The sequence below is a fragment of the Cupriavidus sp. 05N40 genome (assembly GCF_056397305.1).
In genome coordinates this window covers 24175-38034 of record NZ_JBFTND010000003.1, presented here as the reverse complement: position 1 = coordinate 38034, position 13860 = coordinate 24175, and the positions used below count along the sequence as shown (strand labels likewise).

11 protein-coding genes are annotated in these 13860 nt (G+C 68.1%); 9 read left to right on the top strand and 2 right to left on the bottom strand.

From position 1 onward, the window contains the following. Positions 1-255: 255 nt before the first annotated feature. The 8 genes from AC1DO7_RS01425 to AC1DO7_RS01390 all read left to right on the top strand — a co-directional run bounded on the left by AC1DO7_RS01425 (position 256) and on the right by AC1DO7_RS01390 (position 8388). Positions 256-930: a CDP-alcohol phosphatidyltransferase family protein gene (locus AC1DO7_RS01425; RefSeq protein ID WP_477115710.1), complete on the top strand. Its 675-nt coding sequence runs from the start codon at positions 256-258 to the stop codon at positions 928-930. Further along, positions 927-1754: a 2OG-Fe(II) oxygenase family protein gene (locus AC1DO7_RS01420; RefSeq protein ID WP_441612066.1), complete on the top strand. Its 828-nt coding sequence runs from the start codon at positions 927-929 to the stop codon at positions 1752-1754. Before AC1DO7_RS01425 ends, AC1DO7_RS01420 begins: the two co-directional genes overlap by 4 nt. Continuing rightward, the gene (locus AC1DO7_RS01415) at positions 1751-2776 is read left to right on the top strand and encodes an HpnL family protein (protein ID WP_441612067.1); all 1026 of its coding nucleotides are present in this window, start codon (positions 1751-1753) and stop codon (positions 2774-2776) included. The genes AC1DO7_RS01420 and AC1DO7_RS01415 overlap by 4 nt, the downstream gene beginning before the upstream one ends. Before the next feature lie 31 nt (positions 2777-2807). Continuing rightward, on the top strand, positions 2808-3572 hold the full coding sequence (locus AC1DO7_RS01410) for a phosphocholine cytidylyltransferase family protein (protein ID WP_441612068.1): 765 nt from the start codon (positions 2808-2810) through the stop codon (positions 3570-3572). Beyond that, positions 3569-5275 carry a phosphoenolpyruvate mutase gene (aepX, locus tag AC1DO7_RS01405; RefSeq protein WP_441612069.1) on the top strand — a complete coding sequence of 569 codons (1707 nt, stop codon included), beginning with the start codon at positions 3569-3571 and terminating at the stop codon, positions 5273-5275. The genes AC1DO7_RS01410 and aepX overlap by 4 nt, the downstream gene beginning before the upstream one ends. After that, a complete protein-coding gene (gene aepY, locus AC1DO7_RS01400; protein WP_441612070.1) occupies positions 5272-6456 on the top strand; it encodes a phosphonopyruvate decarboxylase in 1185 nt (394 codons plus the stop codon). The genes aepX and aepY overlap by 4 nt, the downstream gene beginning before the upstream one ends. Continuing rightward, on the top strand, positions 6456-7520 hold the full coding sequence (locus tag AC1DO7_RS01395) for a 2-aminoethylphosphonate aminotransferase (RefSeq protein WP_441612071.1): 1065 nt from the start codon (positions 6456-6458) through the stop codon (positions 7518-7520). The genes aepY and AC1DO7_RS01395 overlap by 1 nt, the downstream gene beginning before the upstream one ends. A gap of 181 nt (positions 7521-7701) precedes the next feature. Continuing rightward, entirely contained in the window at positions 7702-8388 is a 687-nt protein-coding gene (locus tag AC1DO7_RS01390; RefSeq protein WP_477115709.1) for an MlaC/ttg2D family ABC transporter substrate-binding protein, read from the top strand. Positions 8389-8459: 71 nt separating this feature from the next. Here the strand turns inward: AC1DO7_RS01390 and AC1DO7_RS01385 are convergent, their stop codons facing one another. Together AC1DO7_RS01385 and AC1DO7_RS01380 are read right to left on the bottom strand one after the other, a co-directional pair. Continuing rightward, positions 8460-10544, bottom strand: a complete 2085-nt coding sequence (locus tag AC1DO7_RS01385; RefSeq protein WP_477115708.1) for a putative bifunctional diguanylate cyclase/phosphodiesterase — start codon at positions 10542-10544, stop codon at positions 8460-8462. A 387-nt stretch (positions 10545-10931) separates the two neighbouring features. Continuing rightward, positions 10932-11408: a MarR family winged helix-turn-helix transcriptional regulator gene (locus AC1DO7_RS01380; protein ID WP_441612275.1), complete on the bottom strand. Its 477-nt coding sequence runs from the start codon at positions 11406-11408 to the stop codon at positions 10932-10934. Between the two features lie 417 nt (positions 11409-11825). On the opposite strand from AC1DO7_RS01380, the gene AC1DO7_RS01375 reads away from it, so the two are divergent. Next, a complete protein-coding gene (locus AC1DO7_RS01375) occupies positions 11826-13850 on the top strand; it encodes an oxidoreductase (protein ID WP_477115707.1) in 2025 nt (674 codons plus the stop codon). The last annotated feature ends 10 nt before the right edge of the window (positions 13851-13860 follow it).

The following is a 13860-nucleotide window of genomic DNA, read 5'->3' as shown; positions in this document are numbered from 1 at the left end:
CTTTTTCGGCATGCCGAGGCCGGGCGGTGCCGCGTAAGCAGGGCAGGCGCCGCCTGCGCCGGCAGGGCGGGTGTGCCGATGCGTGTCACATCGCTTACCATAGCGGTTTGGCCAGCGTTATCCGCATCCACCTTACGTGGCGCCGACGCCCCGCCGGCTTGCGCTCCCGCAATGCAGGGCGGGTGGCGTCGCGCTGGTATTCGGGCCTTGCGGCAGCGATGGGGTAGCTTGCGCTGCCCACTGTATCTATTCCAGATGAACGACAATCCAAAGATTTCCCGTGGCGAGCCTCCCGCGCCAAGTACCTGGGACGGCCGCCTTGCGCGCGCGCTCGTGCGCCCGCTGAAGGACTCCTGGATCACACCGAACCACCTCACCACCGTGCGCCTGCTGATCGGCCTGGCGGGTGTCGCCTGCCTGATGCAGGGCGGCTATGCCTGGACCAACTACGGCGCCTTCCTGATCGTGCTGTCCAATTTCGTCGATCACACGGACGGAGAGTTGGCGCGAATTAGCGGGAAATCCAGCAAGATCGGCCATTTTTACGACCTCGCCAGCGATGCGGTCATCACCGTGCTGCTGTTCGTCGGGATGGGCGTGGCGATCACCGGGCTGGCGCCGGCGGGCGCGTTCTCGCCGGTGCTGCAGGGTACGCTGGCGGGCCTGGCGGTCGCGCTGATCTTCTTCTTGCGCATGCGCATCGAGTCCGCGGTCGGCAAGAGCGGCACCAAGCAGGCGTCCGTGGCCGGCTTCGAGACCGAAGACGTGCTGTACCTGCTGCCGCTGGTGACCCTGACCGGTGGCATCGCACCGTTCCTGACCGTCGCGTCGATCGGCRCCCCGCTGTTCGCGGTGCTGGTGCTGATCGACTACTGGCGGGTGATGCGCAAGGTGCGCATGGCCGCGACTCATATCCGAGGAACGCGATGAGCGAGCAAGCCAACGACATCACCCTGGACGCGCCGCGAGCCGTGGCGTCGCCGGCGCCGCGCAAGGGCACGCCCGCGCGGCCCGATCCGGATGCCAGCGTGGCAGGGCAGACCGCCCGCCTGGACAACGCCGGCCTGCGCGCCGATTTCGAGCGCCAGGGCGCCTTCCTGAACCTGCAGGAATTCCTCGCGCCGGAAGTCACCGAGCAACTGGTGGCCAGCGCCCGCGCGCTGATGCCCGAGATCAACCGCAATTACCTGCCGGGCCACAAGCAGGGCGGCAGCGTCAGCCGCCACACCATCGACGAGAAGGCCCCGTTCATCGCCGAGCTGTACCGTTCGAAGGCGCTGATCTCCTGGCTCGAGCAGATGTGCGGCGACAAACTGCTGCCCTCGCCGGATTCCGACCCGCATGCGTATGCGCTGTACTACTACACGCGCCCGGGCGACCACATCGGCTGGCACTACGACACCTCCTACTACGACGGCCGCCGCTACACGCTGCTGCTGGGCGTGATCGACGAGTCCTCCTGCCGGCTGGACTACGAACTGCATACGCGCAACCCCGACGTGCCCGATGAGCCGGGCACCGTGCAGATCGCCCCGGGGGGGCTGGTGTTCTTCGATGGCGACAAGCTGCGCCACCGCATCACGCCGGCGGGTCCCGACGAGATCCGCGTCTCGCTGACCTTCGAGTACGTCACCGATCCGGGCATGCGCCCGTGGCTGCGCTTTATCTCCAACATGAAGGACGCGGTGGCCTATTTCGGTTTCCGCCAGGTGTTCAGGAACCTGATGTCCGGCAAGAAGAAGCCACGCGCATGACCCGTGCTGCAATGATCCTGCTGTCGGTCGGCGTGGCGCTGTTTGTCGCGCTGCTGGCCTGGCAGGGCTTCGGTTCCGTCGTGTCGACGCTGATGTCGGCGGGCTGGGGCCTGGCGCTGGTCGCCGCCTTCCATCTGCTGCCGCTGGCGCTGGACGCCGCCGCCATCCGCGTGCTGTTCGAGCGTGACGACCATTGCAGCCTGCGCGACACGCTGCTGGCGCGCTGGGCGGGCGAGTCGGTCAACAGCCTGCTGCCGGCCGGGCAGATCGGTGGCCCCGTGCTGATGGTGCGCTACCTGGCGCAGCGCGGCACGCGCATGCGCGATGCCGCCGCCGCCATTACGGTCAGCACCACCATGCAGGCGCTCGCGCAGATGGTGTTCGCCTTCGCCGGGCTGGCGCTGTTCGGCCTGTACGGCGGGCAGGATGCGCTGTCCGACCTGCGCACGCCCACCCTGATCGTCACCGCCGTGCTCGGACTGTGCATCGTCGGCTTCTATTTCGTGCAGAAGCGCGGCCTGTTCGGCCGCGTGCTGCGCGTGCTGTCCCGGCTGTTCGGCAAGCGCGACTGGAGCGGCCTGACCACGCGCGCCGACGCGGTGGACATGGCCGTGCAAGACATGTACCGCGACCGCGCCAGGGTGGCCAAGAGCTTCGTGCTGAGCCTGGCCGGCTGGGTGGTCGGCACCGGCGAAGTCTGGCTGGCCCTGCATTTCCTCGGCCACCCGGTGAGCTGGGTGGAGGCGCTGCTGCTGGAGAGCGTGGGGCAGGCCATCCGCGGCGCCGCGTTCGCCATCCCTGGTTCGCTGGGCGCGCAGGAAGGCGGCTACCTGCTGCTGGCGCCCATCGTGGGCCTGCCGCCGGATGCGGCGCTGGCCCTTTCGCTGGCCAAGCGCGCCCGCGAGATCGGCCTCGGTGCGCCGGGGCTGCTGTATTTGCATTTGAGTGAAAGAAGTTTCCAGCGACGGCGTGCCGCGGCCAGCACCACCAGTGCGGCCAGTGGGCAGGCCACTACCGATTGACCGAAGCTATTTGCATGGGTGCGGAGAAAGAATGCGAGCAATCATTCTTGCCGCAGGCCTAGGCCTGCGACTGCAGCAACAGCAAGGGGAGCAGTTCCCCAAGTGCCTGTTGCGTTTTGAGGGGATCACCCTGCTGGAGCGGCATCTGCGCATGCTGGATGCGGCGGGTGTCGACGAGATCGTGCTGGCGCTCGGCTTCCAGCCCGGACAGGTGGAAACCGAGCTCAAGCGCCTGGGCCGCCAGCCGTATCCGGAGATCGTGCTGAACCCGCGCTACGACCTGGGCAGCGTGCTGACCGTGCACACCGTGGCCGACGCGCTCACGCGCGGCGGCGATGTGCTGCTGATGGATGCCGACGTGCTGTACGACGAGCGCATCCTGAGCGCCCTGGTGGCCGGCACCACGACCAACCGCCTGCTGATCGACCGCGATTTCGAAGCCGGCGACGAGCCCGTCAAGCTGTGCCTGAAGGATGGCGTGCCGGTCGAGCTGCGCAAGCAGCTGGCCGCGGGCCTGGAGTACGACACCATCGGCGAATCCGTCGGTTTCTTCCGCTTCCAGGAACAGACCGCGCGCCGCCTGGCCGAGATCGTCAAGGGCTATGTGGACGGCGGCCGCGCCAACATGCCGCACGAAGAAGCGGTGCGTGACCTGCTGCTCGAAGGCGGCCATGTCTTCGACACCGCCGACGTGAGCGGCGCACCCTGGATCGAGATCGATTTTCCGAACGACGTCGCGCGCGCGCGCGACGAAGTCTTGCCTGAACTGCAGCGCCCCGTGGGAGTAGCACAATGAACGCGATTGACCCGATTTTCCCGCGCGCCACGCGCAGCGCCCGCCTGCGCCAGATGCTGGTCGGCAAGGAACTCGAATTCATCATGGAAGCCCACAACGGCCTGTCCGCGCGCATCGTGCGCGAGGCCGGCTTCAAGGGCATCTGGGCCTCGGGCCTGGCGATCTCCGCGCAGTTCGGCGTGCGCGACAACAACGAGGCGAGCTGGACCCAGGTGGTCGACAACCTCGAGTTCATGGCCGACGCCAGCGACCTGCCGATCCTGCTCGACGGCGACACCGGCTACGGCAACTTCAACAACATGCGCCGCCTGGTGCGCAAGCTCGAGCAGCGCGGCATCGCCGGCGTGTGCATCGAGGACAAGCAGTTCCCCAAGACCAACAGCTTCATCGACGGCGAGCGCCAGCCGCTGGCCGAGATCGATGAATTCTGCGGCAAGATCAAGGCCGGCAAGGACTCGCAGGCCGACGACGATTTCTCCATCGTGGCGCGCGTCGAAGCGCTGATCGCGGGCTGGGGCATGGACGAGGCGCTGCGCCGCGCCGAGGCCTACCGCCAGGCCGGCGCCGACGCCATCCTGATCCACAGCAAGCTGTCCAAGCCCGACGAGATCCTGACCTTCGCGCGCGAGTGGGCCGGCCGCGGCCCGCTGGTGATCGTGCCGACCAAGTACTACAGCACGCCCACCGAAGCCTATCGCAAGGCCGGCATCAGCCTGGTGATCTGGGCCAACCACCTGATCCGCGTGGCCGCGTCGTCGATGCAGGCCGTGGCCCGCGAAATCCACGACAGCGAGACGCTGGTCAACGTGGAGGACCGCATCGCCACCGTCAACGAGATCTTCCGCCTGCAGGACGCCGACGAATACTCGGCCGCCGAGAAGATCTACCTGTCCGGCACGCAGGTGCCGGGCGCGGCGGTGGTGCTGGCCGCGGGCCGCGGCAAGGGCCTGGAAGCCCTGACCGAGGACAAGCCCAAGGTCATGCTGCCGGTGGCCGGCAAGCCGCTGCTGCGCTGGCTGGTGGATGCGTTCAAGAAACAGTCGATCAACGACATCACCGTGGTGGGCGGCTACCAGGCCGGCGCCATCGATACCGCCGGCATCAAGCTGGTGGTCAACGAGCGCCACGCCCATACCGGCGAGCTGGCCTCGCTGGCGTGCGCGGTCGACGGCCTGCAGACCGACACCGTGATCGCCTACGGCGACCTGCTGTTCCGCAGCTATATCCTGCGCGACCTGCTGGAAAGCGAGGCGCCGTTCAGCGTGGTGGTGGACTCGTCGCAGAATGCGCCGTCCAACCAGAGCGTGCACGACTTCGCCTGGTGCTCGGCCGCGGACGACCGCGACCTGTTCGGCCAGAAGGTCCTGCTGCGCCATGTCTCGAGCAAGGCGGAACAAGCCGGCGCGGCCCCCGCCCAGCCGGCCAATGGCCGCTGGATCGGCCTGCTCAACGTGCGCGGCGAAGGGCGCGTGCGCCTGCAGAAGCTGATCGGCGAGCTGCGCGCGCGCGATGACTTCGACACGCTGGACCTGCCGGCGCTGCTCAACGCGCTGGTCGAGGCCGGCGAGGAAATCGAGGTCAAGTACGTGCACGGCCACTGGCGTGGCGTGAACGACCTGGACGACTTCCGCCGCGCGGGCGATTTCGCCCACACGCAGACGCAGTTCGCGGCCGACACCACGGACGGCGAGGAAGCCCGATGATCGAAGCGGCACAGTTCGTCGAGGCCGCGCGCGCGCGCGGCTTCGACTGGTATGCCGGGGTGCCGTGCTCGTACCTGACGCCGTTCATCAACTACGTGCTGCAGGATCCCACGCTGCACTACGTTTCGGCGGCCAACGAGGGCGACGCGGTGGCCCTGATCGCAGGGGTGACGCTGGGCGCGCGCGAAGGCCGCCGCGGCATCACCATGATGCAGAACTCGGGCCTGGGCAACGCGGTCAGCCCGCTGACCTCGCTGACCTGGACCTTCCGCCTGCCGCAACTGCTGATCGTCACCTGGCGCGGCCAGCCGGGCGTTGCCGACGAGCCGCAGCACGCACTGATGGGCCCGGTCACGCCGAACATGCTCGACACCATGGAGATCCCGTGGGAGACCTTCCCGACCGACCCGGCCGAGGTAGGCCCGGCGCTGGACCGCGCGGTGGCCCATATGGACGCCACGGGCCGGCCCTACGCGCTGGTGATGCAAAAGGGCAGCGTGGCGCCGTACGCGCTAAAGGAACAGGCGCGCCCCGCGCCGCGCCCGAAGGCCGTGCCGCGCACCGTGCCTGGCGGCGCGGGCGCACTGCCCACGCGCCGCGAAGCGCTGCAGCGCGTGATCGCGCATTCGCCGCTGGACAACACCGTGGTGCTGGCCTCCACCGGTTTCTGCGGGCGCGAGCTGTACGCGCTCGATGACCGCGCCAACCAGCTCTACATGGTGGGCTCGATGGGTTGCCTGACGCCGTTCGCGCTCGGCCTGGCGCTGGCGCGCCCGGACCTGCACGTGATCGCGGTGGACGGCGACGGCGCGGCGCTGATGCGCATGGGCGTGTTCGCCACGCTCGGCGCCTATGGCCCGTCCAACCTGACCCACGTGCTGCTGGACAACGGCGCCCACGATTCCACGGGCGGGCAGGCCACGGTATCGCACAATGTCTCGTTTGCCGGTGTGGCGGCCGCATGCGGCTATGCCTCGGCGGTGGAAGGCGACAACCTCGCCCTGCTGGACGAAACGCTGGCGCAGCCGGCCCGCGCCGCGGGCCCGCGCCTGGTGGCGCTGTCGATCAGCGCCGGCACGCCGGACGGCCTGCCGCGTCCCACCGTGACGCCGGTCGAGGTCAGGACCCGCCTGGCCCGCCAGATCAGCGCGGATCTCGGCGCAACCCAAGGAGCCAACTGATGCTGCTACTCAATCCGGGTCCCGTCACGCTGTCGGAGCGCGTGCGCCGCAGCCTGCTGCAGCCCGACCTGTGCCACCGCGAGAGCGAGTTCTTCGACCTGCAGGACGAAGCGCGCGCGCGGCTGCTGGATATCTACCAGCTCGATCCCGCCGAATGGGCCGCGGTGCTGATGACCGGCTCCGGCACCGCCGCGATGGAAAGCATGACCGCCGCGCTGGTGCCCGAGAACGGCAAGCTGCTGGTGGTGCAGAACGGTGTCTATGGCGAGCGCATCGCGCAGATCGCCGGCCAGTACCGCATCGCCCACGAGGTGGTGGCGCACGACTGGAAGGAGGCGCCCGACCTCGCCCGTATCGCTGCCGCGCTCGAGGCCGACCGCGCCATCACGCACGTGGCCGTGATCCACCACGAGACCACCACCGGGCGCCTGAACGACCTGCCGGCGCTGGACGCGCTGTGCCGCGCGCGTGGCGTGCGCCTGCTGGTGGACGGCGTGAGCAGCTTCGGCGCGGAGGCCATCGATTTCAATGGCCATATCGACGCCGTGGCCGCCACCGCCAACAAATGCCTGCACGGGGTGCCCGGTGCGTCCTTCGTCATTGTGCGGCGCAGCGCGCTGGCGCAGGCCGCGAGCCGCACCTATTACCTGGACCTGGGCCGCCTGGCACGCCTGCAGGACCAGCGCAATACGCCGTTCACGCCCTCCGTGCACGCCTACTACGCGCTGGTGGAAGCACTGCGCGAGCTGGCCGACGAAGGCGGCTGGCAGGCCCGCCACGCGCGCTACGCCAGCCTGGCCGAGCGCGCGCGCGTGGGGCTGGAGGCGCTGGGCATGCCGGCACTGTGGCCGGCCGGACAATCCTCGGTGGTGCTGCGCGCCTACCATCTGCCGGCGGGCCTGTCGTATGCGCAGCTGCACGATGGCCTGAAGGCGCGTGGCTTCGTCATCTACGCCGGGCAGGGCGGCCTGTCGGCCGAGCTGTTCCGCATCTCGACGATGGGCAATATCCAGCCGGACGATATCGACCGCCTGCTGCAGGGCTTCAGGGAACTGACGCAGTAAAAATGACAAGCGCCGCGGGAGCGGCGCGAATAGCAACACCCAAGGCGGCAGCGCGGGATTCCCGCGCTGCCGCCTTTTGGTTTTTGCGGGCGAAGCACTAGCATTAGGCAATGGAAGCGGCATGCCGGGGTTCCGGCCGCGCCGCAATCCGCTCATGGACGTACATCGGAGGTAGATCGCGATGCGTCGTAGCCTTTGTCACCGGGGCGGGCTTGCCGTGGCCGCCAGGATCAACGTGGCCGCGCTTGCCGCCCTCGGCGCCTGCGCCGCGCTGGCAATTGGCGCGGCCTTGGCGCCCGCCGCCCGCGCCGCCGACGCTCCGGCACCCGCCGTGGACCGCTCCGCACCGGACCGCATGGTGYGCGCCGCCGTGGAAGGCGTGCTCACCACCATCCAGGCCAGTCCCGATACCCGCGGCGGCGACCTGGAGAAGATCACGGCCGTGGTGCGCCGCCAGTTTCTCCCCTATACCGATTTCCAGCGCACCACGCGGCTGGCCGTCGGCAATGCATGGCGCACTGCAACACCCGAACAGCAGAAGCAGCTCTACGAACAATTCCAGACCTTGCTGGTGCGCAGCTACGCCCTGTCGTTGTCGCAGGTGCGCGACCAGGCGCTGAAGTTCCGCTACAAGCCGCCGCGCGCCGCCGGCACCGATACGGTGGTCGAGACCAGCGTCATCAACAACGGCGACGAGGTGCAGATCGACTACCGGCTGCAGCGCGGCGCGACCGGCTGGTCGATCTACGACATCAATATGAGCGGCGCGTGGCTGATCGAGGTCTACCGCCGGCAGTTCGCCGACATCGTGGCCAAGAGCGGCATCGACGGGCTGATCAAGTACCTGGTCAGCCATAACGCGGCCTGAGCCGGGCGCCGGTCCCCGGCCGCGGGGCGACGGCCGCGCGAACGCAGGCCATGCGCGTCGTCGCGCCCGGGCTAGGCAGCCGTTTCCAGCATGGCGTCGCGTGCCAGCGCGTCCATCAGCTGGTCCGCCGACATCGGCCGGCCCAGCAGGAAGCCCTGCAGCGAGTCGCAGCCCAGCCGGGTGAGGAACTCCTGCTGCGTGGCCGTCTCCACGCCTTCGGCGACGATGTTCAGGTTGAGCGTGCGCCCCAGTGCCACGATGGCCGAGACGATGGCGGCATCCTCGGTATCGCGCGCCAGCTCGCGGACGAAGGCGCGGTCGATCTTCAGCTCGCTGGCCGGCAGCCGCTTGAGGTAGAGCAGGCTCGAATAGCCGGTGCCGAAATCGTCGATCGAGATGCGCACGCCCATGTCGTGCAGCTGCTGCAGGATCTTCAGGCTGGCATCGGCGTCGCGCATGGCGGTGGATTCGGTGACTTCCAGCGTCAGGCAGTGCGGCTCGAGCGCATGGCGCGCCAGGGTCTCGCGCACGGTGCGGATCAGGCTGGCGTGGCGGAACTGCAGTGCCGACAGGTTGACCGCCACGCTCCACTCCGGGTGGCCGGCGTTGCGCCATTCCCGCATCTGGCGGCAGGCTTCGTCCAGCACCCATTCGCCGATCGGCACGATCAGGCCGGTCTTCTCCGCCAGCGGGATGAAGTGGTCCGGGCCGATCAGGCCGCGCGTGGGATGGGCCCAGCGCACCAGTGCTTCCACGCCCGTCACCGGACCGCTGGGCGCGGTCAGCTTGGGCTGGTATTGCAGCACCAGTTCGCGCCGCTCCAGTGCCTGGYGCAGGTCCTGCACCAGTTGCAGCTGCTCGTGCACGTTGGCGTTCATCGATGCCTCGAAGAAGCAGATGGCGTTGCGGCCCAGCGCCTTGGCGTGATACATGGCCGCATCGGCATTGGTCATCAGGTCATGCTGCAGGTCGCCGTCGCCGGGGTACATGGCGATGCCGATGCTGGTGGACACGCGCAGCTCGCGTCCCGCCGCCTGGAACGGCTCGCGGATGGCGCTCAGCACCTTGTCGGCCAGCGTGGCGGCGTCCGCCGGTTCGCCCACGGCGGCCAGCAGCACGAATTCGTCGCCGCCGAGCCGGGCGATGGTGTCCTGCGCGCGTACCGTGGCGCTCAGGCGCCGCGCCACTTCAACCAGCAGCAGGTCGCCGACGGGATGGCCATAGGCATCGTTGACCGCCTTGAAGCCGTCCAGGTCCATGAACATCAGCGCGAAGCGGCCCTGCTCCCACCCGGCGGCCTGGATCGCCTGTTCGAGCCGGTCTTCCAGCAGCACGCGGTTGGGCAGCTTGGTCAGGTTGTCGTGCAGGGCCAGGTAGGTCAGCTCTTGGTTGGCCTCGGCCAGCGAGCGCGCCAGTATCGAGGTGCGCGCCTCCAGGCGTACGTCCAGCACCGAGATGATCAGCGCGATCGCCAGCACCGCCAGCGTGGCGACGATGATCACCACCGCCAGCCAGCCGGCATCCACGCCGTCGCTGGCCGCGCCGCAGATGCTGCCGGGCGGGAACCCGGCCGCCGCCATGCCGGTGTAGTGCATGCCGACGATGGCCAGGCCCATCACCACCGCAGCGCCCGCGCGCAGGGGTCGCACCCAGACGGACTGCCTGCGCAGCCGGAAGGCGATCCACAGCGCCGCGCCGGCGGCCAGCACCGCCACGGCCACCGACAGCAGGAACAGGGAGGGAACATAGCGGATGCCCGGCTGCATGCGCAGCGCGGCCATGCCGGTGTAATGCATGCCGGAAATGCCGRCGCCGATCAGCAGCGCGCCACCCGTCAGCCGCCGCCAGGGCAGCGTGTCGCGGCCCACCAGCCACAGTGCCAGCGCCGAGGATGCGATGGCGATCAGCAGCGAGCCCAGCGTGATCGCCGGGTCATAGCCAAGCGGGATGGGCAGGTGCAGCGCCAGCATGCCGACGAAGTGCATCGACCAGATGCCCGTGCCCATGGCGCAGGCGCCGCCCGCCAGCCACCAGCGCGCGGCGTTGCCCTGCGCGGAGGCGATGCGCCCGGCCATGTCCAGGGCCGTGTACGAAGCCAGGATCGCGACAAGCAGTGAGAACAGCACGAGCAGACTGTTGTAGCTACTGGCAAGCATGGGATGCCCTTCCAAGACGTTGACTGGTACTGCATACCTCGCGAATCACACGTCACTCGTGCCGGAGGATGCAAAAAAATAAAAAACGCGCCAGTCCGTTTCATATCGACAGGCTGGCGTCCAACTTTAGGCGGGCGGCTGCGGGCGGCCGGCGCTTGCCAGGCCCGGACTCGCCGGCATGCATGAACACGCGCGCCTTGCCTGGTCCCGCGGCCACGCCGGGTGAAATCCCATTCATAAATGCATTGAAGGCATTCAAAACAGTGGGTTTACACCCGCAGGCGCACGCCCGAATATGGATTCCTGAATCACCGCGGCGTGTCGCTTGCGCGCCGGGGTCCCGGCGCCGCCCGAGGCGCGCGGGCAACCGCCGCAAGCGCCCAGCCGTCAGGGCAGCCGGACCTTGCCGAGGTCGGCCTGCAGCGTATTCACGAAGTGCAGAAAGGAGACTTTGTCATCGAAGCGCAGATTGACCACGGCCTGCCGGTAGAACTCATGGATCCGGGGCTGCAATGCTTCCCAGAAGTGGCGCCCCTTGTCCGTCAGCACCACGCGGCGGGCACGCCGGTCCTCCTCGCTGGCAACACGCGACACATGCTCGTCGCGCTCGAGCCGCTTCAGCACGCCATCGAGATTCTGGCGGCTGACCACGAGATATTCCGCCAGCTCCGAGAACGACATCCCATCCTTTGCCTTGGGCCGGGATAGGGCGCCCATTACCGCCCACTGCACGCCGCTGATGCCGAGTTCCTTGGCGGTCTGCCGCTGCAGGACATTGCCGATCTGAAACAAGCGGAAGAAGAGCCGGTTGGTGACATCGAGCCCCGATTGAGGGGCTCCCGTTTGCGTGCTTCCAGATTCCATTTTGGTCTTTCTCTTCTGATTCGAACTGCGGCACGCATGCCGCTGGTGGCCGCTGGTGGCCCCTGTCATCCCCGCGCCGTGAGCCGCGGGCCGGCATGGCGAGCCTCGCGGCCGGCGTCCACATCGTACCCGCGCGCGGACCGGCGCGAGAGCGGATGGCAATGATACCGCCCCCTGGCCGGCTGCCCGTTGCCAGGCCCCGCCCCGGCTTGTCCCGTTTTACGCATATAGAACAATACATTGATATACATGTCAGTTCATCAAGCGAGCCATTCGGCAGTTTTTCCGGCAAATAATCCAGTTTGCTACGTATTTTCCCTAGGCCGCGAAACGAACATACATCAACATGTTTACACAATAGGCCGACTGAACTAGACTCAGTACAACCACTTCGTGGACTACCAAAACGAGGAGATCATGAATCCATACCCCCATTTGATGGCCCCGCTCGATGTCGGCGCCCTGACCCTTCGCAATCGCATCGTGATGGGCGCAATGCATACGCGCCTGGAGACGCTGGACAGGCCGCACGAGCGCCTGGCGGCCTTCTACGGCAGGCGCGCCGAAGGCGAAGCCGGCCTGATCCTGACGGGCGGCTACGCGCCGAGCATCGAAGGCATCTTCGAGCCGGGCGCGCCGCTGCTGTGCGAGCGCTCGCAGCTGGCCGAACACCATGCCATCACCGGCGCGGTCCACGCCGCGGGCGGGCGCATCGCCTTGCAGATCGTTCACGCGGGGCGCTATGCCAAGCACGAGCACTGCGTCGGGCCATCCGCCACGCGCGCCAGGATCAACCCGATCGCGCCGCGCGCGCTGTCCACGGAGGAAGTCTGGAAGACCGTCGAAGACTTCGCCTTTACTGCGCAGCTGGCGCGCGAAGGCGGCTACGACGGTGTCGAGATCATGGGCTCGGAGGGCTACCYGATCAATCAGTTCACGGCCCGCGTCACCAACCAGCGGACCGACGAATTCGGCCGGAGCTTCGAGGCACGGATCCGCTTTCCCCTGGAGGTCATCAAGGCCATCCGCAAGCGCGTCGGCGACACATTCCTGGTCATCTACCGCATTTCGGCGGTCGACCTGGTCGACGGCGGGATGACCGGCGAGGAGGTCGCGGAACTTGCGCGGCGCGCCGAAGCCGAGGGCGCCAACATCATCAACACCGGGGTCGGCTGGCATGAGTCCGCGGTGCCGACCATCGCCGCATCGGTGCCGCGCGCCGCCTGGGCCTACGCCATCGAGAACGTCAAGCGCGCGGTCCGCATTCCCGTGATTGCCTCCAACCGGATCAATACCCCGGAAGGCGCCGAGTCGCTGCTCTCCTCGGGCTGCGCGGATATGGTCTCGATGGCGCGGCCGCTGCTGGCGGACCCGGACTTCGCCAGGAAGACACGGCTTGGCAACGTGGCGGAGATCAATACCTGCATCGGCTGCAACCAGGCCTGCCTGGACCGCATCTTTACCGAGCGCACCGCCACGTGCCTGGTGAATCCGCGCGCCGGCAGGGAGATCGAATTCGTTGCCGCGGCATCGGTGGCCAGCAAGAAGATCGCGGTCGTCGGCGGCGGTCCCGCCGGCATGGCCTTTGCCATCAATGCGCGGGAGCGGGGGCACGAGATCACCTTGTTCGAAGCGGGCGCCGAGCTTGGCGGCCAGCTCAACATGGCGCGGGTCGTGCCGGGGAAGAACGAGTTCAATGAAATGCTCAGGTACTTCCGCACGCGTATCGCGAACCTCGGCGTGGACGTTCGCCTGGGTTGCCGCGTGACGGCAGCGCAGCTCAGGGACGAAGGCTACGACCAGATCGTCGTCGCGACCGGCGTTCGCCCCCGCTCGCCGGGTTTCCCGGGCGTGGACCACCCGAAGGTCGTGTCCTACATCGATGTGCTGGCCGGTGGCGCAAAAGTGGGCGACAGGGTCGCCATCATCGGCGCGGGAGGGATCGGCTTCGACGTGGCGGAATTCCTGCTGGGCGACGCCGAGGAGGCGCTTGCCCCCGCGCATTTCCTCCGGGCATGGGGCGTCGATACGTCGTTGTCCACTTCCGGGGGCTTGCAGGCATCGGCAGAGGCAGGCGGCAAGCCCCGGCGGCAGGTCTTCATGTTCCAGAGAAAGCAGGAAAGCCTGGGCAAGCGCCTGGGCAAGTCCACCGGATGGATCCTGAAGTCGAGGCTCAAGCGCGCGAACGTGGTCATGACGGGCGGCGCGGTCTATCGCTGCGTTGACGACGACGGCCTGCACTACTCGGTAGACGGCAAGGATCATGTGCTCGACGTCGACCACGTCGTGCTCTGCGCAGGGCAGGAATCGGAGCGCAGCCTGTACGAGGAGCTCCGCGCCAGCGGCGCGGCGGTGGATGTCATCGGCGGCGCCGATGTCGCCAGCGAGCTGGACGCCCTGAGGGCGATCGACCAGGCGACACGGCTTGCCATGACCGTGTAGCGGTTCCCGC